16 protein-coding genes and 1 pseudogene are annotated in these 19,066 nt (G+C 70.7%); 5 read left to right on the forward strand and 12 right to left on the reverse strand.

Features of this window, described 5'->3' with window-relative positions; genetic code table 11:
- Nucleotides 1-7: 7 nt before the first annotated feature.
- The 3 genes from treY to AYO52_RS04620 all read right to left on the reverse strand — a co-directional run bounded on the left by treY (nt 8) and on the right by AYO52_RS04620 (nt 6,887).
- Nucleotides 8-2,464, reverse strand: coding sequence for a malto-oligosyltrehalose synthase (gene treY / locus AYO52_RS04610; RefSeq protein ID WP_067713831.1), 2,457 nt, complete (start codon nt 2,462-2,464; stop codon nt 8-10).
- Between the two features lie 2 nt (nt 2,465-2,466).
- On the reverse strand, nt 2,467-4,611 hold the full coding sequence (gene glgX / locus AYO52_RS04615) for a glycogen debranching protein GlgX (RefSeq protein WP_067713834.1): 2,145 nt from the start codon (nt 4,609-4,611) through the stop codon (nt 2,467-2,469).
- Between the two features lie 116 nt (nt 4,612-4,727).
- Nucleotides 4,728-6,887 carry an acyltransferase family protein gene (locus AYO52_RS04620; RefSeq protein ID WP_067713837.1) on the reverse strand — a complete coding sequence of 720 codons (2,160 nt, stop codon included), beginning with the start codon at nt 6,885-6,887 and terminating at the stop codon, nt 4,728-4,730.
- Between the two features lie 142 nt (nt 6,888-7,029).
- Here AYO52_RS04620 and AYO52_RS04625 point away from each other — a divergent pair, with 142 nt between their 5' ends.
- Complete coding sequence (locus AYO52_RS04625; RefSeq protein ID WP_067713840.1) at nt 7,030-7,665, forward strand: hypothetical protein; 636 nt, start codon at nt 7,030-7,032, stop codon at nt 7,663-7,665.
- Here the strand turns inward: AYO52_RS04625 and AYO52_RS04630 are convergent.
- On the reverse strand, nt 7,634-8,338 hold the full coding sequence (locus AYO52_RS04630) for an NUDIX domain-containing protein (protein WP_067713842.1): 705 nt from the start codon (nt 8,336-8,338) through the stop codon (nt 7,634-7,636). The genes AYO52_RS04625 and AYO52_RS04630 overlap by 32 nt on opposite strands.
- A gap of 72 nt (nt 8,339-8,410) precedes the next feature.
- Here AYO52_RS04630 and nadA point away from each other — a divergent pair, with 72 nt between their 5' ends.
- The 3 genes from nadA (at nt 8,411) to AYO52_RS04645 (ending at nt 10,987) form a co-directional block, all read left to right on the forward strand.
- On the forward strand, nt 8,411-9,496 hold the full coding sequence (gene nadA, locus AYO52_RS04635) for a quinolinate synthase NadA (protein WP_067713845.1): 1,086 nt from the start codon (nt 8,411-8,413) through the stop codon (nt 9,494-9,496).
- Nucleotides 9,493-10,398 (forward strand): carboxylating nicotinate-nucleotide diphosphorylase, encoded by a 906-nt coding sequence (gene nadC / locus AYO52_RS04640; protein WP_067713848.1) that lies wholly within the window; start codon nt 9,493-9,495, stop codon nt 10,396-10,398. Before nadA ends, nadC begins: the two co-directional genes overlap by 4 nt.
- A 64-nt stretch (nt 10,399-10,462) precedes the next feature.
- A complete protein-coding gene (locus AYO52_RS04645) occupies nt 10,463-10,987 on the forward strand; it encodes a hypothetical protein (protein ID WP_067713851.1) in 525 nt (174 codons plus the stop codon).
- 64 nt (nt 10,988-11,051) lie between these two features.
- Here the strand turns inward: AYO52_RS04645 and AYO52_RS04650 are convergent, their stop codons facing one another.
- Genes AYO52_RS04650 through AYO52_RS04675 form a run of 6 tightly spaced genes read right to left on the reverse strand, consistent with a single transcriptional unit; the run spans nt 11,052 to nt 16,124 of the window.
- Entirely contained in the window at nt 11,052-11,606 is a 555-nt protein-coding gene (locus AYO52_RS04650; RefSeq protein ID WP_067713854.1) for a hypothetical protein, read from the reverse strand.
- Between the two features lie 39 nt (nt 11,607-11,645).
- A complete protein-coding gene (locus AYO52_RS04655) occupies nt 11,646-12,662 on the reverse strand; it encodes a cation diffusion facilitator family transporter (RefSeq protein WP_253695959.1) in 1,017 nt (338 codons plus the stop codon).
- A complete protein-coding gene (locus tag AYO52_RS04660; RefSeq protein ID WP_253695960.1) occupies nt 12,659-13,198 on the reverse strand; it encodes a transporter substrate-binding domain-containing protein in 540 nt (179 codons plus the stop codon). Before AYO52_RS04660 ends, AYO52_RS04655 begins: the two co-directional genes overlap by 4 nt.
- 24 nt (nt 13,199-13,222) lie before the next feature.
- Nucleotides 13,223-14,125 carry an NAD(P)H-hydrate dehydratase gene (locus AYO52_RS04665; RefSeq protein ID WP_067713858.1) on the reverse strand — a complete coding sequence of 301 codons (903 nt, stop codon included), beginning with the start codon at nt 14,123-14,125 and terminating at the stop codon, nt 13,223-13,225.
- Complete coding sequence (locus AYO52_RS04670) at nt 14,122-14,946, reverse strand: histidine phosphatase family protein (protein ID WP_067713861.1); 825 nt, start codon at nt 14,944-14,946, stop codon at nt 14,122-14,124. The genes AYO52_RS04665 and AYO52_RS04670 overlap by 4 nt, the downstream gene beginning before the upstream one ends.
- Nucleotides 14,943-16,124, reverse strand: a complete 1,182-nt coding sequence (locus tag AYO52_RS04675) for a zinc-dependent alcohol dehydrogenase (RefSeq protein WP_067713863.1) — start codon at nt 16,122-16,124, stop codon at nt 14,943-14,945. Before AYO52_RS04675 ends, AYO52_RS04670 begins: the two co-directional genes overlap by 4 nt.
- Before the next feature lie 253 nt (nt 16,125-16,377).
- Here AYO52_RS04675 and AYO52_RS18825 point away from each other — a divergent pair, with 253 nt between their 5' ends.
- Complete coding sequence (locus AYO52_RS18825; RefSeq protein WP_227022249.1) at nt 16,378-17,280, forward strand: hypothetical protein; 903 nt, start codon at nt 16,378-16,380, stop codon at nt 17,278-17,280.
- A gap of 29 nt (nt 17,281-17,309) precedes the next feature.
- On the opposite strand, the gene AYO52_RS04685 is transcribed toward AYO52_RS18825, so the two are convergent.
- The gene (locus tag AYO52_RS04685) at nt 17,310-18,455 is read right to left on the reverse strand and encodes an alkaline phosphatase family protein (protein ID WP_067713865.1); all 1,146 of its coding nucleotides are present in this window, start codon (nt 18,453-18,455) and stop codon (nt 17,310-17,312) included.
- A gap of 88 nt (nt 18,456-18,543) precedes the next feature.
- Nucleotides 18,544-19,066: pseudogene (locus AYO52_RS18525) on the reverse strand (HNH endonuclease); the annotation flags it as partial.

The raw sequence follows: 19,066 nt of genomic DNA on the forward strand, positions 1-19,066 counted from the left end.
TCGCGAGTCAGCCGTCCTCGCGGATGATCACCACGACCGCCGTCTCGCTGAGCAGCTCGCCGAGATCGACGCGGCCCGAGATCGGCGACCCGTCCGGGCGGACCGACCACGACCCCTCCGGCAAGAGCACCTCGGTCCCGGTGAACTCCGCGGCGGGTAGCACCGCGGTGCGCCGCCGCGCGATCATCCCGACTGCTGGCCGATCATCGACGGCCCGCGTGAACGCCACCACGTCGGAGGCGGCGGGCCCCTGCACTGGTAGCGGCACGTACGCCCCGCCGGCCAGGGTCTCCGGATGCGCCCGCCGCAACCGCAGCAGCTCGCGGACCAGCACGAACTTCGGGTGTCCCGCGCGGGCGACGCCGCCGGAGCGCAGCGGCCCGTAATCAACGAACCGGCGGTTGTCGGGGTCGACGAGGGAGTCCTCCCACACCTCGGTCCCCTGGTAGACGTCGGGGATGCCGGGGCCGAGCAGCTGCGCGGCCTTGGCGATCAGCGAGTTGTCCCGGCCCGCCGGCGCGATGCGCTCGACGAACGGCCCGAGCACCCCGCCGCCGGAGTCGATCAGAGCATCGATCCACCGGTGCACGCCGGACTCGAACTCGGCATCTGGATCAGTCCACGTGGTGTGGACGGCGGCCTCACGCATCGCCTTGTCGGCGTAGTCGTGCAGGCGCGACCGCATTTCGTCGGTCGGTCCGCCCCGCTCGGGCCACACACCCACGATCACCTGGAGCAGAAAGTATCCGGCGTCCTCGGCGGGCGGCGGGAACTCGTCGAACACGCGCGTGACGAGGTCGGCCCACTCGTCGGGGATCTGCGAGAGCACCGAGATCCGGGCGCGGACGTCCTCTCCGCGCTTGGTGTCGTGGGTGCTCAGCGCCGTCATCGCCAGCGGGGTGGAGCGGGCCCGTTCGGCCATGGCGAGGTGGAACGCCTCGACGGGCATCCCCATCCGGCCGGGCGAGCCGCCGACCTCGTTGAGCGAGACCAGGCGCGCGAGCCGGTAGAACAGCCGGTCCTCCTCGGCCTTGGCGGTGGCGGCGCCGGTGACCTGCGCGAGCCGGGTCGTGGCCTCGCCGCCGCGGGCCAGTGCTCCGGCGACGAGCCCGAGGGCGGGCGCGAGTTCGGGCCGGTCGCGGCGCAGTCCCCCCAGGATCGTGGGCAGGGTGCCGCGCAAAACGGGGTAGTCGGCCCGGTAGTACGGCGTGCGCGCGACGACGGAGATCAGCGTCTCCCGGAGGGCGGCCTCGTCGACGTCGTCGCTCGCCGGGCCGTCCAGCCCGACCGCCACCTCGCGACGAACCGCGCGCGCCAACCTCGCGAGCTCGGGAGCCAGGTCCTCCGCCACGATCTGCCGTTTGAGCTCGGCGGACTGCGCGTGCACCTGCTCCTCGTCACCGGGGTCGCCGGTGTAGCGCCGGGCGAGCTCGGACAGCCGGGCCTCGCCGGAGGCGTCGACGAGCAGCTGATCGATGAACCGCAGGGCGTCGTAGCCGGTGGTGCCGTCGACGGGCATGGCGGGTTCGAGGACCTCGGGTGGGGTCGATTCGGTACCGGGCGCGAGGATCTTCTCGACCAGCAGGACGCGGTCGTCGCCGGCGAGTGCCCGCAGCCGTCGCGCGTACCCGACCGGGTCGGACAGTCCGTCGGGGTGGTCTACGCGGATGGCGTCGACGAGGTCCTCCTCGCACCAGCGCCGCACCTCGGCGTGTGTGGCCTCGAAGACCTCGGGGTCCTCCTGGCGCAGCCCGGCGAGCCCGGTGACGGTGAAGAACCGCCGGTAGCCCAGCAGCGGCTCGCGCCAGTGGACGAGCCGGTAGTGCTGGCGGTCGTGGACCTCGCGGGCGGTGCCGTCCCCGGTGCCGGGGGCCACCGGGAACCGGTGGTCGTAGAAGTGCAGCTCGGCCTCGCCGGAGGGCGAGTCTCCGGGGGCGACGACGACGAGGTCCGCCACATCGTCCGGTGTCCCCAGGACGGGGATCGCGATCCTGCCGTCGGCCCCGTTCGCCTCCTCGGTGTCGAAGTCGAAGAACGAGAAGTGCGGCGAGTCGGGGCCCCGCCTCAGCGAGTCCCACCACCACGGGTTGGCGGCCGGCTCGTCCACACCGAGGTGGTTCGGGACGATGTCCACCACCAGGCCCAGCTCGTGGGCCCGGCACGCCGCGCGAAGGGAGCGCAGTGCGTCGATCCCGCCGAGTTCGGCCGAGACGGTGGTGGGGTCGACGACGTCGTAGCCGTGGGTGGAGCCGGGAGTGGCGGTCATGACGGGCGAGAGGTACACCGCGCCCACGCCGAGGTCGGCCAGGTAGGGCACGAGCTCTTCGGCGTCGGCCAGGGTGAAGCCTCGGCCGTCGGGGTCCGAGGCGGGGGTGCGCAGCTGGAGGCGGTAGGTGCTCGCCAGCGCGGCGCCCCGGCTCGGCCCGGCCCCGGCCCCGGTCCCTGTCTCGTCCTCGGCGGCCATGCTCAGCTGACCTTGCGCAGCACGATCGTGCCGCGGTCGGCCACGGTGATGGTGCCGTCCGAGCTCAACTCGTCCGCGCGCTCCTCAAGATGGTCGGCGGTGTCCAGGACGACCTCCCACTTCTCGGCGTAGTCGGCGCCGAGCAGGGAGAACTCGATGGGCTCGTGGTGGGCGTTGAACAGCATGAGGAACGAATCGTCCACGATCCGCTGACCGCGCACGTCCGGCTCGTGGATCCCCTCGCCGTTGAGGTACACGGCCATGGACTTGCCGAACCCGGAGTCCCAGTCCTTGCTGGTCATCTCCGAGCCCTCCGGGGTGAACCACCCGATGTCCTGCGGTTCCTCCTCACCCCGCAGCGGGGAGCCGAAGAACCGGCGGCGACGGAACACGGGGTGGTCCTTGCGCAGCTGGACCAGGTTCCGGGTGAAATCCAGGAGGTCCTGCTTCTCTTCGTCCAGGTCCCAGTCCATCCACGAGATCTCGTTGTCCTGGCAGTAGACGTTGTTGTTGCCGCCCTGGGTGCGGGCGATCTCGTCGCCGTGGGCGATCATCGGCGTGCCCTGCGACAGGATCAACGTGGTGAGGAGGTTGCGCCGCTGGCGGTGGCGCAGCTGGACGATCTCGGGGTCGTCGGTGGGGCCCTCGACCCCGCAGTTCCAGGAGCGGTTGTGGCTCTCGCCGTCGTTGCCGTCCTCACCGTTGGCGTCGTTGTGCTTCTCGTTGTAGCTCACCAGGTCGTTGAGCGTGAACCCGTCGTGGGCGGTGACGAAGTTGATCGACGCGTTGGGACGACGACCGGTGTGCTCGTACAGGTCCGAGGACCCTGTCAGGCGCGAGGCGAACTCGCCCAGGGTCGCGGGCTCGCCGCGCCAGAAGTCGCGCACCGTGTCGCGGAACTGGCCGTTCCACTCGGTCCACAGCGGTGGGAAGTTGCCCACCTGGTAGCCGCCCTCGCCGACGTCCCAGGGTTCGGCGATGAGCTTGACCTGGCTGACGATGGGGTCCTGCTGAACGAGGTCGAAGAACGAGGACAGCCGGTCGACGTCGTGCAGGCCGCGGGCCAGGGCGGAGGCGAGGTCGAAGCGGAACCCGTCGACGTGCATGTCGAGGATCCAGTAGCGCAGCGAGTCCATGATGAGTTGCAGGGAGTGCGGGTGCCGGACGTTGAGCGTGTTCCCGGTGCCCGTGTAGTCCATGTAGTGCTGCTCGTCGCCCTCGACCAGCCGGTAGTAGGCCTGGTTGTCGATACCGCGGAAGCCGATGGTGGGGCCCATGTGGTTGCCCTCGGCGGTGTGGTTGTAGACCACGTCGAGGATCACCTCGATATCGGCTTCGTGGAACGCCTTGACCATGGCCTTGAACTCGCTGACCGCGTCGCCGGGCCGGTCGGAGAACGCGTACTCGTTGTGGGGCGCCAGGAACCCGAAGCTGTTGTAGCCCCAGTAGTTGCGCAGGCCCATGTCGATGAGTCGTTGGTCCTGCATGAACTGGTGCACCGGCATGAGTTCGATGGCGGTGACGCCCAGGTCGGTGAGGTAGTCGATGATCGCCGGGTGGGCCATCCCCGCGTAGGTGCCGCGCATCTCGGCGGGGATGTCCGGGTGCGTCGCGGTCATGCCCTTGACGTGCGCCTCGTAGATCACCGTGTTGTGGTACTCGTGCCCGGGGGCGCGGTCGTTGCCCCAGTCGAAGTACGGGTTGATCACGACGGTGGTCATGGTGTGCCCGAGGGAGTCGTCGGTGTTGCGCTCGTCCGGGTTGTCGAGGTCGTAACTGTGCAAACTCGGGTCCCCGTCGAAGGAGCCGTCGAAGGCCTTGCCGTACGGGTCCATGAGCAGCTTGGACGCGTCACACCGCAGCCCGTCGGAGGGTTCGTACGGACCGTGGACGCGGAACCCGTACCGCTGACCGGGCGTCACGCCGAACAGGTAGCAGTGCCAGATGTGGTAGTCGACCTCGACGAGCTCGATACGCTGTTCGCCGCCGTCGTCGTCGATCAGACAGAGCTCCACGCGCTCGGCGACCTCTGAGAACAGGGAGAAGTTCGTGCCGGTGCCGTCGTAGGTGGCCCCCAGCGGGTAGGGGGTACCGGGCCAGGCTCGGATGAGCTCCGGGGCGGACTGCGTCTCGTCGTCTTGGGTCACCCGACCCAGGGTAGTGCCTGAGGGCCGTCCGGACGTGGCCGTGCAGGCGGAGGCGGGTCGTGGGCTCCGTCGGCCACCCGCAAGCAGGTCACCGCCGGCCGTTCACCGCCAGCTGTTCACCACCAGCCGGTCGCGGGCCCCAGCTGACGCGCCAGCTCCCCGGAGGCGGACCGGACCCACGAACCCGAGAGGTGGTGGGAGTCGTGGTAGACGATCACGTTGCCGACCACGGCGGGGCAGTCCTCGGGGTCGCACAGGCCGTCGGTGAGGTCGAGCAGCCGAACCGAGTCGAGGCCCGCGGCGGCGATCGCGGCGGGGTTGATGGGGGAGATGGACCGCTCCCGCGGCATGCCGCACTCTTCCGGGGTGCCGCCGGCGCCGAGGCAGTCGCTGGCGCGGATGGGTCCGCGTCCCTGGTTGAGCCACGGGGTGTCGCGGATGGCGATGACGCCGATGCCCTGCTCGCCGAGCGCGCGCCACAGGTCGACGTATTGGCGCGGCGTGACGTCGGGGCCCACGACCCCGACCGGGCGCGTGGCCGTGGTGAACACGAAGTCGGGATCCAGTCCGACGAGGGCGGCGAGTGCCTCCGGGGTCCACTCCGCGCAGCTCTCGTACAGCGGTTCATCGCCGTCGGAGACCGAGGCGTCGAGCGTGAGGGGGCAGCCCATCTTGAGGACGGTGACCACCCGGAAGCCGTAATGCCGGCCGACCTCGTCGAGGCCGCTGATCCAGTGTTCGGCGTGCGACCCGCCCGTGAGCGCGATGGTGCGGGGGGAGGTGACGTCGCCGTACACGCACATCTCGACCTCCGTCGACTCGAAGGTCGAGATGCAGCCGTCCATGGTGCTGGCGGGGAGGTCGTTGCCGACCTGGAGCAGGGAGGGTACGTAGGGGGCGTCGTCGGGTGCGGGGACGCCCTCGAAGAACGCCCGCGCTCCGGGGTGGTCCGGGTCGGTGAGGGAGTCGACGTACGGGACGGACGAACGGGAGCCGGAGGTGGCGCTCCACCAGCCGACGGTCCCCAGGCTGGCAACGACGGCGACGACGACGACGACGCTCGCCCCCACGAATCGCTTCTGCTCACGGGCCGAACGGGCCGGGCCGCCCTGCTGCCGGTCGCGTGCCTCCGCCGCCGGGGTGGTGCGTCCCCGCGCCCGGCTGGCCATGCGGAGCGGGCGCTCGACGTACTTCTCGGTGAGGAGCGCCAGCACGAGCGAGACGACGATGATGGTCAGGCCGGAGACCAGCGTGATCTCGGCTTCGCGGTCGTGGGACAGCCACAGGATGAGCAGCGGCCAGTGCCACAGGTACAGCGAATAGGAGATGTCGCCGAGCCGCCGGAACACCCGTCCGGACAGGAGCCAGGTGACGGGGTCCTTGGCCGGGGTGGCGCGCTGCCCGACCGGGAGGTTGCCGCCGAGGATGATGAGCAGGGCGCCGCCGATGGGGTACCAGGCGAGCGGGCCGGGGAAGTGGGCGGCGCCGTCGAAGAAGAAGCCGGTGCTCACCACCAGGAAGAGTCCGGCGACGGTGGTGAGCAGCCGCAGGGGCCACGGCAGGACGATTCCGGCCAGCAGGATGGCCACCAGGCCGCCGATGAGCAGTTCCCACATGCGGGCGCCGGTGTCGTAGTAGTTCCACGCCTGATTGTCGGCCTGTCCGAGGACGGCCCACCACACCGAGGCGGCGGTGCCCGCGGCGACGATGCCCACGAGAAGCCATTTCGGAGTGCCCCTGCGGACGATCAGGCGCCAGAGGGCGGTCCCGCCCAGGATCACCGCCAGGGCGACCACATAGAACTGGCCCTGCACGGACATGGACCACAGGTGCTGCAGCGGGGAGATGGTCGCGTCGGCGGCGACGTAGTCGGACGCGGTCAGCGCCAATTCCCAGTTCTGGTAGTACAGCAGCGAGGCGACGGTCTGCTCGAAGATCGTCGACCATTGGGTGGGCGGCTTGACGAGCACCGTGCCCAGCACCGTGGCGGCGATCGTCACCACCAGCGCCGGGTACAGCCTGCGGACAAGCCGCTTCAGGTGGGGAAGCGGGGAGAGCGGCGTGCCGGGGTCGCCGGCGCCGCGCAGGAGCGAGCCGAGGAAGAAGAAGCCGGACAGGGTGAGGAAGACGTCCACGCCGCCGGAGACGCGGCCCATCCAGATGTGGAAGACCACCACCAGCGCGATCGCGAGGCCACGCAACCCGTCGATGTCGTGTCGGTAGGCCATCTTCCCGCGGCGCCGCCCAGCGGGCGCGGGAGGAGAGATGGTGGCCACTGGCGGGTACTTCCTGACGTGTCGTCCGGTGGGTCGGTGGGGGCCCGGCCCGGCGTCCGGGCACCGTGCCGTACACCGGCGGAGCCGGGTCCGATTACACCACAACGGGTCGGCACCACCGGCGTTGGTACAGTCCGTGCGCATGACCAGCCCGTCGTCGACATCGTCGTCCCCGCCGTCGTCGACCACGGCCCCGCACCGCGGCGGTGCGGCCCGATTCGCGGCGTCGACCCTGCTCGGCGTGGTGGGCCCGTTCGTGGTCGCGCTGCTGCTGTGGATCGTCGCGGCGCCCCGGGCGGAGCTGTTGTCGGTCGGTGACGGCCGGGGTCTCCGGCTACCGGACTCGGGGGTGGACGGTGGCAGCCAGCTGCTCGTGTTCATTGTCCTGTCGGGGTTCGCGACCGTGTGTGCGGTCATGGTCCTGTGGCGGCGTCACCCGTACCTGCGGCGGCCGGGTGGCGTCCCGGCGCTCGTGCTGCTGCCGGGTGTGGCCTGCGCGATCGCGGCCGCGGCAGCGACGCCTCTGGCAGACGTGGTCGCGGCGCCCCCGGACGACGTCCCCTACGGCGAGGTGGTCCGGCAGGCTCCGGCGGTCGGGAGTCTGTTCTTCGACCGCATGGTCTTCGGCACGTCCGGCCCGTCATGGGACTGGTTCCCGCCGGGGCTCGACTGGATGGTGTTCGGGGTGATGATCGCGGCGTTCACGGTGGCGGTGCTGGCGTACCTCGGCGACCCCGAGGCACCCGTCAGCCCACCCCCGCCGGCGGCCGCAGCGTAGCGAACTGGTCGGTGATCCGGAGGCGCCGTTCGGCGAACGTGTACAGCGCCGCCGGCCGGCCGCCCGTGGGCCCGGGGGGAGCGCTGCGTCCGCACCGCACGAGCTCACCGCGGCGGGTCAGGACGCGCTGGAGGTTGGTCGGGTCCACCGGGTGGCCGAGGGCGGCGCCGTAGAGCTGCGCGAGGTGCGACAGCGTGAACTCCATAGGCGCCAGGGCGAACCCCAGGGTGGAGTACGAGAGCTTGGCGGCGAGGCGTGCGCGGGCGCGGGCGACGATCTCGGCGTGGTCGTAGACGGTGTCGGGGAGATGGTCGACCCGGAACCAGGCGGTGTCGTCGGGGATGGCGGGATCCGCATCGCTGGGCAGGACACCGAGGAATCCGGAGGCGAACACGCGCCGGCCGGGTATGCGGGCGGGGTCCGAGAATTCCGCGACCGATTCCAGGTGGCTGAGCGAGCGTACGTCGACCTTCTCGGCGAGCTGCCGGGTGGCGGAGGCGGGCAGGTCCTCGTCGTCGCGGACCTCACCGCCGGGTAGCGCCCACCGGCCGGCGGCCGGCCCGAGCGAGTGCTGCCACAGCATCACGTGGAGCGCCGGTGCGGTGGAGCCGGGGGTCGGCCGGACCTGGGTCACCACGACGAGCACCTCGTGACCGGTGTTACACTGCATCATGTTTTCGATTGTAAGTCGAAAACGGGGCCGGTGGCGTATCGGCCCGGAGAAACGACCCGGGAGGGGGCAGCGATGAGCACTGCCACAGGACACGGCACCACGGTCGCGCCGCGGCCGGACACCACCGTCGGGCGGCTCGATTCGCCCCTGGCCGCGAGGATCCGCCATGACGGCTCGGTGTACACGGGTGTCGAGCCCGACGCGGAGTGGGCCGCCGAGATCCGCCGTCTCGCCGCCGAGCGCGACGCGGTGATCCTCGCCCACAACTACGAGGTCCCCGCCATCCAGGACATCGCCCACCACGTGGGGGACTCCCTGGCCCTGTCGCGCATCGCCGCGGAGGCCGAGCAGTCGACCATCATCTTCTGCGGCGTCCACTTCATGGCGGAGACCGCCAAGATCCTCTCCCCGGACAAGACCGTCCTCATCCCCGACGAGGCCGCGGGCTGCTCACTGGCCGATTCCATCACCGCCGAGCAGTTGGCCGAGTGGAAGTCCGAGCACCCGGACGCCGTGGTGGTCTCCTACGTCAACACCACCGCCGCGGTGAAGGCCCTCACCGACATCTGCTGCACGAGCTCCAATGCGGTCGAGGTCGTCGAGTCGATCGACCCGGGCCGCGAGGTGCTGTTCCTTCCCGACCAGTTCCTCGGTGCGCACGTCCGGCGCAAGACGGGCCGGGACAACGTGCTCGTCTGGGCGGGCGAGTGCCACGTCCACGCCGCGATCAACGGCGACCAGCTCACCGCCAAGTCGGAGGCCCACCCGGGCGCCGAGCTGTTCGTCCACCCCGAGTGCGGCTGCGCGACGAGCGCCCTGCACCTGGCCACCGAGGGTGCGGTCCCCGCCGATCAGGTCAAGATCCTGTCCACCGGAGGGATGGTTGACGCCGCCCGCGCCTCGGGGGCCAGCGAGGTCCTCGTGGCGACCGAGATCGGGATGATCCACCAGCTGCGCAAGGCCGCGCCCGAGATCGACTTCCTGCCGGTCAACGACCAGGCCAGCTGCCCCTACATGAAGATGATCACCCCGGCCGCGCTCCTGCGCGCCCTCGTCGAGGGTGCCGACGAGGTGCACGTCGATCCCGCCACGGCCGAGGCCGCGCGCGGGTCCGTCGAGCGGATGATCGCCATCGGCAACCCGGGGTCGGGGGAGTGAGCGGCGCTGCACCCGGGGCCGACGACGACGAGCTCTTCGATCCCGACACCCGTGCGGACGCCCTGATCGCGGTCCGTCGTGCCCTCGAGGAGGACCTGCGATACGGCCCGGATGCCACGTCGCTGGCGACGGTGCCCGCGGACGCCCGTGCCACGGCCCGCCTCGCGACCCGATCCGACGGCGTCGTGGCCGGGCTGCCGCTGATCGAGATGGTCCTGGCCGAGGTGCTCGGCCGGGCCGAGCCGGGGCGGGCGGATTTCTCGGTGACGCGCCACGCCCGCGACGGAGACCGCGTCTCGGCCGGCGACGTGGTGGCCGAGATCAGCGCCCCGACACTCGGTCTGCTCACCGCCGAGCGGACCCTGCTCAACCTCGTCTGTCACCTGTCGGGGGTGGCGACCGCGACCCGGGCGTGGGCCGACGAGCTCGCCGGCACGGACTGCGCCGTCCGCGACACCCGCAAGACCATGCCCGGCATGCGACTGCTGCAGAAGTACGCGGTGCGCTGCGGCGGCGGGGTCAACCACCGACTGGGCCTCGGCGACGCGGTGCTGGTCAAGGACAACCACGTGGTGGCCGCCGGCGGGGTGCTCCCGGCGTTGGCCGCGGTCCGCGAGCGCTTCCCCGACCTGCCCTGCGAGGTCGAGGTGGACTCCCTGGAGCAGCTCGACCAGATGTTGGACGCGGGCGTGGACCTGGTCCTGCTGGACAACTTCCCCGTCTGGCAGACCCAGATCGCGGTCCAGCGCCGCGACACGGTCGCACCGGGCACCCGCCTGGAGTCCAGCGGCGGGCTGACCCTCGACGCGGCCGCCGACTACGCCCGCTGCGGGGTGGAGTTCCTGGCCGTGGGGGGCCTGACCCACTCCGTCGCGGTGCTCGATCTGGGGCTGGACATGTGAGGTCCGCCCCACCGCCGCCTTCGGGCTCGGGCGACGGGCCGCTGTCCGCGTAAAGTCGAGGACCATGACGGGGTTCTGGGACTCAGGCGAGAAGAGCACGGCATCGGAACGACGATTGCAGCGGATGGAGGAAGCCCGCCGCCGCGTGGAGGCCGGGGAGAACACCTCGCCGCCGCCTCCGCCCGCACCCGCCAGGAGCACCCGGCCGACTCGGTCCGCCCGCACGGCCAAGGCCCCGACCGTCGATCCGCTCGCGGTGACCGGCGCGCAGTTCGCGGTGTGGCGCAGCGTCCAGCACTTCTGCAGCACCGACTCGACGCCCGACGCCCGCGGCGCGAACCTCGACCTCTTGGTCGCCTGGTCCGACTCGATCCAGCCGTTCCGGCTCCGGCAGCGCATCGTCGCCCGCCTGGACAACGAGGGCGCCTGGCTGCCCGTCTGCTACGCCAAGGACGGCGCCCGCGAGCCCATCACGCAGGCCCAGGCGGAGCGCTACCGGGAGGCCCGGATCGGTGAGACCACCCTGTCCGGCGGGGCCCAGAAGCCGCTCAAGGACACCGACCACCCGGACGAGACGCTCACCCTGTAGTCGGCCCGCCCTGTAGCCCACCCTGCACCCGGCCCTGTCGCGCCCCGACCCCGCCGGCCGGGGGTCAGCGGTCCCCGAGCGCGAACCGCCGCCCCTCGGGCTGCGGACCCGTCGCGAGGACGATCTCCTCGGCTCCCGCCTTCGCGGCCGCCGCGTCGGTGGTCTCCTTGGCGGCGGTGACCTCGTCGTCGTCGAAGTCTCTTCCGGTACGTCCCGCAGTGCCATTTCCCGCAGTGCCATCACCCGCGCCGCCTCCGGCAGGGTCCCCCTCGCCGGTGGCGCGGACCATCTCGCCGTCGCCGGGCAGGGGATCGACGGCCACGATCGTCCCCTCGTCCAGCAGGTCGATGATGGCCGTGCGCGCGGCCCGGGCGTAGCGCAGGTTCCGTAGGGCCGGGGTGTCGGAGTCGGGCGCGGACGGATCTACGTCGACCAGCCGCAGCGGCTCGCCCGATGGCGCCTCGTACGCCTCGCAGACGGATTCGACGAGCTCGTCGAGCGCCAGGCTGTCCCGCTCGCCGAGCTTGTCCACGATGATCATGCGGGCACGCTCCAGCGCCGGCGCCTCGGGCTCGGTCGCGGTGTCGATGGCGGTTCGGATGGTCTCAAGTGAGGTCATACCCCGAGCCTGCCAGCCCGGGCGACGACGTGCAGCCGGTCAGCAGGGCCGGTGGGCGTCGTGTACCTCCGATACCACCGTCACCACCACGTCCTCGATCTTCCAGCTCAGCTCCGCCAGCCTCCGGCGCACGTCCGCGAGCCGCTCGACGGTGATCTCCCGGCCGCGGGCCGGGACGAGGAACGCCTCGACGTGGAAGACGTGCCCCTCGTCGCGTACCCGCGCGCCGTGGTCATCCGCCCAGTCGACGCCCGCCAGCAGTTCGTCGATCCGGTACACGAGCGGGTGCGGGTCCGTGCCGTCGAACCGGGTGGGTCGCGCATCGGCGAGTCCCTCGATCGCCCCGCGCAGGTTTGACCACCCGTCCCGGACGATCGACGCACTCACCACGAGCGCCGCCACCGCGTCCGCCCACCACAGGCCGAGCGAGATGCCCAGCACACCGACGATGGTGGCCAGTCCGGTCTTCCAGTCCGCCCGGTTCATGTCGGCGTCGGCGTAGAGCACCTTGTCGTGCAGCGCCTCGGCGGGACCGGTCTTCATGCGACCGAGGATGAGCGGCCCGATGACGGACAACGCCATCACCGCGATCATCAGCCACCCGGACCAGATCACCTGCCCGCCGATCACCACGACCCCCATCGGCGGGCGTTCACGGGTCAGCAGAGCCGTTCCGGAGTCGACGACGAGGAACGCCCCCATCGCGAGCAACGCCACCCCCGCGACGAGGTGCCCGATCCCGACGGAGCGGTGCCTGCCGTAGGGGAAGCGGGCGGTCGGCGGCATGCGGGAGACCCGGATCGCCACGAGGAAAGCGATCGGCGGGAGCAGCGACAGCGAGTCCTCGATCCACGCGGCCTTCATCGCCTGCGACTGACCCGACACCGCGTACACCGCAGCGACGGTCACGGTCATCACCGCGAGGGTGGCCCACTCCAGGCGGATCGCCCGGCGCAGCGCTTCCCGCTGCTCGACGGGCAGGTCGTCGCGACCGAGCCCCGAGGCCACGCCCGCCACCTTGCGTTCGCCCCGGCCCCTGTCCCTCTCGTCACTCACGATGCACCCCCGGCCTCGGCGAGGTAGGTCTCCAACGCCACCAGCAGCGCGTTCTCCCCGAGCGGAGTGGCCATCACCATCTTCTCGGTGTCCCCGTCCGGGGTGACCTCCTCGGTGTACGGCCTCGTCAGTGCGACCTCCTTCTCCCACGGCGAGTCGGAGGTCAGCCCACCCACGACCACATCGAGGTCACCGCGGGCCATCGCCATTGCCAGTTCGCTCTCCGCGCCCGGCGTCCACTCGACGTCCGCAGCGTGGGCTCCGGCGAAGCCGGTGACGAGGTCGACCTCCCGACCGGCGACGCGGCCGTCGTCGTATACCTCGGTCCACGGTGGGTTCTCCGACACGCCCACCCGGAGCACGCCGTCGGTGATGCGCGCGAGGCTGCCGTCGGTGTCCTTGGGTATGGGTCCGCCGCATGCGGCCGCGAGGGTGGTGACGGCGGAGGTGAGAACAACGGCGACGACGCTGCGGGCGGTCGTCGACACCGGGCTGCGGGACGGACGACGCACGACGAGATGGCTTCGGACCTGCACGATTCCCCCTCCGCGTGGAGCAGTTCAGGACGAGAGTTCCACCAGGACGCCGGGGATCTCGGCCAGCAGTTCGCGGGCGAGGAAGCCGGTCGCACCGATCCGGGCGGACAATCGTTCCCCTGCCCGCCCATGGCTGTGGGTCGCCCACGCGGCGGCCTGGGCGGGTTCGGCGCCCCGGGCGAGCAGCCCGCCGATGAGCCCGGCCTTGACGTCACCCGATCCCGAGATCCCCAGCCCGAACGAACCGGTCTCGTCCCGCCAGAGTCGGCCGTCCGGGGCGGCGATCCACGACGTCGCGGTGCCGGTCACCACCACGGCCCCCGCGCGCTCGGCCAGCGCCACGGCGTGTCCCGGGGTGTCGGCCTCCACGTCGTCCTCCAGCACGTCGAGGGTCCGGGCGAGCTCTTTGGGGTTGGGGCTGAGGACCGCGCGGCCGTCGAGGTGGGCGAGTCCGCCGGGGTTCTCGGTGACGTAGGCCATCCCCAGCGCGTCAAGCACGAGGGTGGTGTCCAGCCGGGGCACGACGTCCGAGAGCAAGTCCACCGCTGCGACCTTCTCGCAGATCCCGGGGCCGAGCACCACGGCGTCACACCGCTCGGCGAGCTCGACGATCGTGTCCGCCCCCGCGGCGGTGAGTTCACCGGCGTCGTCCTCGGGCAGACCGATCGATTTCGACTCGGGGATGTGGATCGCCAGCGACGACGACACCGACCCGGCGGTGGCGATCTGTAGTTTGCCGGCCCCGCACCGCAGCGTCGCCTCGGCGGCCAGCAGCACAGCGCCCGGGGTGGACCTGCTGCCACCGACGACCAGCACCCGCCCGCGGCCCTCCTTTCCACCACCGGGGGAGGGGAGCGCCCAGTCCCGCAGCGCATGGTGCGAGAGGACCGACTCGCTGCTCACCTCGCTGCTCACCTCGCCGCTCATCTCGCCGCCTCCTCGTTCCCTGAAGGCGACTCCCGCGTGGTGGGCGCATGGCCGCGCTCCACGGCCGTCGTGTCGGCATAGCTATGCAGCTCGAGCCCAGCGCTGCCGGGGTGGTGCCCCTCCGATTCGTGCCCCACCGATTCGTGCCACCCCGGGTTGTGCCCTGCCGGGTGATAGATCGTCACCGAGCAGTTGGGCAGCGGGTCCTCGCGGTCGACCCGGAGGACCTCCTCCTCGTCCAACTGCTCCAACGCGACCCGGAAACACATGATCACGGCCTGGTGGCTGAAGACGCAGACCCGCTCGCCCGCGTACTGCTGCCGGAGGTCCGTCAGCAGGTACCGCACGCGCAGCAACACGTCGGTCCAGCTCTCACCACCCGGCGGGCGGTAGTAGAACTTGCCGATCCGGTCCCGTCGCTCGGCCTCCTCCGGGTACCGCTGCCGGATGCCCCGGCCGGTGAACCCGTCGAGGATCCCCAGGTCGCGCTCCCGAAGTCGCTCGTCGGTGAGCAGCCCGGGGCCACCCGCCCGGCCGCCCGGTGAGATGTCGCCGGCCGCCTCGAGCGCAGCCGTGGCGGTGTCCGCCGCACGGCGATAGGGCGAGGTCAGCCACACCGTCGGCCGGGCGTCCTCGGGCAATCCGCCGAGCCAGGCGCCCACTGCCCGAGCCTGTCCCACTCCCGACTCCGACAGCGGGGTGTCGGCATCACGGTGGACCAGGTCGAGACGGTGGGCGCCGGCGGCACGGGCGTTGTCATTGGCGACGTTGCCCACGCTCTGACCGTGGCGGACCAGGAGGAGTCCGGCGAGTTCCGTCACGGCTCGAGGACCACCTTCACGGCGCCGTCCTCCTTCTTCTGGAACATCTCGTACGCGCGGGGCGCATCGGCCAGCGGGAGCCGGTGGGTGGCGAAGTCGTCGACGCCCAGCGGATCGTCGTCGGTGAGCAGCGGCATGATCTCCGGAACCCAGCGCTTGACGTTGGCTTGGCCCATCTTCAGGGTGATCTGCTTGTCGAACAACGTCAGCATCGGAATGGGATCGGCGGTGCCTCCGTACACTCCCGAGAGCGAGATGGCCCCACCGCGGCGCACGATGTCGATCGCCCCGTAGAACGCCCCGAGGCGGTCCACCCCTGCGTGCTCCATCATCTTCTTGCCGAAGAACTTCGGCATCAGCCCGACGGCGGCGTGCGCAGCGCTGGCGACCGGCGAGCCATGCGCCTCCATCCCCACCGCGTCGATCACGGAATCGGGCCCGCGGCCGTCGGTCATGTCGCGGATCGCATCGCCGATCTCGCCGGGAACGTCGGTCGGATCGAGGACCTCCACCCCCCGGTGGGCCTGACGGGCCCGGCGCTCGGCCACCGGGTCCACGCCGATCACACGGTAACCACGGTGGGCGGCGATCCGCGCGGCCATGTCCCCGATGGGCCCGAGGCCCAGTACGACGACCGTGCCGCCGTCGGGGATCTCGGCGTACTCGACGGCCTGCCACGCGGTGGGAAGGACGTCGGACAGGTAGAGGTAGCGGTCATCGGAGTGCTCGTGCGGCACCTTGATGTGGGTGTTCTGGGCCTGCGGCACGCGCAGGTACTCGGCCTGACCGCCGGAGACGCTGCCGTACAACTCCGAATAGCCGAACAGCGCGGCGCCCATACCCTGGTCTCGGACCTGGGTGGTCTCACACTGGGTGTTCAGGCCCTTGTCGCACATGTAGCAGTGGCCGCAGGAGATCTGGAAGGGCATCACCACGCGGTCCCCGGGCTTGAGCCCGGTCACCTCGGCGCCGACCTCCTCGACGATTCCCATGGGCTCGTGGCCGAGGATGTCGCCCTCGTTCATGAAAGGACCCAGCACCTCGTACAGGTGTAGATCCGATCCGCAGATGTTGGTGCTCGTGATCTTGACGATCGCGTCGGTGGGCTCCTGGATCTTCGGATCAGGAACGTCCTCGACGCGGACGTCGCGCTTGCCGTGCCAGGTGACTGCCTTCATGTGCGGGGCTCCTCTCTGGTCGTGCCATGCGCGTTCACGCATGCCTCCGACGGTAGTAACGGAGGGCAGCGTCCGCATCCGGTAACCGGGGGCCGCGGGTCGCAGGACGCTCAGGACAGCGCAGTGTGGTCGGGACATCATCGCGTTCGGGAGACCGTCGGCGAACCGGGGCTCTCGCTTCGCGATACCGGATAAAGTGATCGTCATTCAGATCGGATCGGTCGGTTACCCGACCCCGTCGCTGGTGGTGACCATGAGTAGTCCGCCCAACGGACCCGGCTGGGGTAACGAGGGGTGGGGGCACGCCTCGTACGGAGAGCCTCCGCAGGATGCGCGTCGCTCTCCGGTGGTCTGGGCGCTCGGCGCGCTCATCGTCGTGTTGCTGATCGCCCTCGCAGGCACTGTCGGGTACCTGCTCGCGTCCGACGACGACCAGCCGGGCGCGGCTTTCGCACCCACGACGACCCCCTCCGAAGCGTGGACGACGAGGCAGGGCGCCCCCTCGGCCTCGACAGGGAACGGCACGCGCGCAGGAGTGGCGGGGGTGGGGCCGTGCGACCCGGACGAGATCGCGGCAGAAGCGGGTATCACCCGCCGGGATGTGAATATCGATCGGTGCCTGGGCGACTGGGCTCTCGCTCATGTGGACGTTCCGGCCGGCGAACCGGCCGGGGACACGCAGTACATCCTCGGTCGCGCCGACGGAACCTGGAGTCGCTATACCGGCATTCCTTCGGGGATCTGCTCGGATGATGCGGAGGGTGACGGGATGCCCGCCGAACTGGCCGCGTTCCTGAACGAGTGCCCGCGATCTGAGGGCGCGGCGGGGGATCTGGGCCTGGCCACACCGATGTCGAGGCCGGCCTGCGATGGCCGGGGAATCGTGGTCCTGTATTCGGCTGTCACGCCGGGGGCCTACTCAGAGGAGATCTCTTCCGCGCTGTCGAGGCACCCGGGGGCGTCCTACCTCCGTACCGACATGGCGTGCCCGTCCCTGCGTTCTCGCGATGAGAACGGCAATGTCATCTACGCGGTCTACCGGCCGTCGGGGTACACGCGTGGGGAATTGTGCAGCGATGTGCGAGCGGTGGGTCCGCCCGCGTACGGCCGGTGGCTGGACACCACGAGCGACCCGACCGAGCTCGTCACCTGCTGACCCGGAGGTCGGCCGGGTCGGAGACGGGGTCAACGAATGAGCAGCGGAATGTGTTGTTCATCAGTGGTGTTGGCCCCGTGGTGGCCGAGCAGGGATGACTCCATCTTCTCGAGCTGTGTACGCGCGAGAATCACTCCTCCGGCGGCGATGCCGATGACGTCGCCCAGACGATCGGCGTGGTCTCGGTCGGGTCCGAAGAGGTGCTCGTCGAGTGCCTGCTCGCGACTGATCACCCGGGCTCGCCCGGCCAACTCTGATCGCCACGTGTCCAGGACATCGTCGGCCGATCCCGGTCGCGCGTAGACGTGTCGCACTCGGGGCTCGCCGGCAACGGTCTCGACGTCGGCGAGCAACGTCGGCGTCGCGTCTATGTCGACAACGGTTTCAGCAGTGACCATCCCGTGGTCTGCCGTCAAGATGAGCCTGCAGTCGCGGGGCAGGTCAGTCGCGAGGTCCGCGACGCACCTGTCCACTGCGCGCAGGGACTGCAGCCACTCGGGAGACCCTGGCCCGTGGACATGGCCGATGAGATCGAGGTCGCCGAAGTAGGCGTAAGCAAACCGTCGAGCGCGAGATGGCTGACTGAAGGTGTCGAGTATTCCCTGGCGGACTTCGTCAAGGGTGCTCGCCGCCCGATAGTCGCCCCCCGCCCGGAACGCTGCGCGGGTCAGTCCCGACTCGCGGAAATCCTCTCGCATGACGTAGGTGACATCGACCCCGTCAGCGGCAAGCAGCTCTAGAATGCTCGGCTGTTGTTGAACCTGTCGGGGCGGGAAGCGATCCATCGCCGAGGGGCCGCTCGACGATTCGACCGTCCACCGCAATGGATTGAACGACGCTGGCGGACCGCCGGACTCGCCGGAGATCCGGAAGCTGTATCCCACGATGCCGTGTTTGGAACACGGGGCACCCACCGCGAGGCTGGTCAGGCTGGTCGCAGTTGTCGAGGGAAAACCTGCGGAAATCATGCGGCTGGTCATCGCGGCGAGGGTGGGGGCCTCCTCGGCGTGCTGGCGGATGAGCTCCGCACCAAGCCCGTCGATGAGTACGAGTACTGCGTCCCGAGCCGGCGGTAGGTGCAGGGGGTTGCGAAGGTCAAGCCCCAGGGCCGCAGCAACTGACGGCATGACGTCGGCCAGTGAACCGTCAGACGGGTTGGCGGGGATCGCGCTCATCTCCTCACCATCCCCCAAAGACCCGCTCGGAGGGGGGGAAATCCGTGCCCCCAGGAGGTTCGGTTTACTCGGTGCGACCCTCGTGGTGTCAGAAGGGTGGTGGGTCGATGAGTTCGTCGAGGCGTTCGTGGGGTAGGGCGCGGATGCCTTTTTCGATGTCGCTGTGGTGGGGTTTGTTGCGGGCCCACCAGCGGCTGGCGCTCTCGGGGGTGGCGCTGGCGGGGGTGGCTTTCTCGGGCGTGGTGTCGGTGGCCGCGCCGGTGCTGGAGCTGGCGGCGTCTGTGCCTGTGCCGGTCCCGGTGGCCTTGCCAGCCCCAGGGGCGGGTGGGGTGGGGTCAAAGGTGCGGGCGCGTTCGGCCTTGCGGCGTTCGGTGCGGTGGCGGGAGGCGCGGCGCGACCAGAAGGTCGGCTCGGCGTCGGCCTGCTCGTCACCGGTGGGCCTTGGGCTGCGGCGTTGCTGCCGGGTCCACGCCTCGGTCTCGGCGCGGGCCTGTTCGCGCCGGTACTCGGCCGGCGGGCCGGAGGGTCGGGTGAGCATGGTGGTGCCGTCCGGGGTGCGCACCAGCAGGGTGCCGTCGGGCTGCAGGTCGTAGATCCAGTCGGAGAAGGTC

The sequence above is a fragment of the Dietzia sp. 111N12-1 genome, from assembly GCF_001658045.1.
In the GTDB taxonomy this organism is placed as follows: Bacteria; Actinomycetota; Actinomycetes; order Mycobacteriales; family Mycobacteriaceae; genus Dietzia; species Dietzia kunjamensis.

What these genes read in the sequence shown, in the direction of transcription:
- treY (WP_067713831.1), bottom strand. Translation starts at nt 2,464, where the DNA reads ATGGCCGCCGAGGACGAGACAGGGACCGGGGCCGGGGCCGGGCCGAGC.
- AYO52_RS04625 (WP_067713840.1), top strand. Translation starts at nt 7,030, where the DNA reads ATGACCAGCCCGTCGTCGACATCGTCGTCCCCGCCGTCGTCGACCACG.
- AYO52_RS04630 (WP_067713842.1), bottom strand. Translation starts at nt 8,338, where the DNA reads ATGATGCAGTGTAACACCGGTCACGAGGTGCTCGTCGTGGTGACCCAG.
- nadA (WP_067713845.1), top strand. Translation starts at nt 8,411, where the DNA reads ATGAGCACTGCCACAGGACACGGCACCACGGTCGCGCCGCGGCCGGAC.
- AYO52_RS04645 (WP_067713851.1), top strand. Translation starts at nt 10,463, where the DNA reads ATGACGGGGTTCTGGGACTCAGGCGAGAAGAGCACGGCATCGGAACGA.
- AYO52_RS04650 (WP_067713854.1), bottom strand. Translation starts at nt 11,606, where the DNA reads ATGACCTCACTTGAGACCATCCGAACCGCCATCGACACCGCGACCGAG.
- AYO52_RS04665 (WP_067713858.1), bottom strand. Translation starts at nt 14,125, where the DNA reads ATGAGCGGCGAGGTGAGCAGCGAGGTGAGCAGCGAGTCGGTCCTCTCG.
- AYO52_RS04675 (WP_067713863.1), bottom strand. Translation starts at nt 16,124, where the DNA reads ATGAAGGCAGTCACCTGGCACGGCAAGCGCGACGTCCGCGTCGAGGAC.
- AYO52_RS18825 (WP_227022249.1), top strand. Translation starts at nt 16,378, where the DNA reads ATGAGTAGTCCGCCCAACGGACCCGGCTGGGGTAACGAGGGGTGGGGG.
- AYO52_RS04685 (WP_067713865.1), bottom strand. Translation starts at nt 18,455, where the DNA reads ATGAGCGCGATCCCCGCCAACCCGTCTGACGGTTCACTGGCCGACGTC.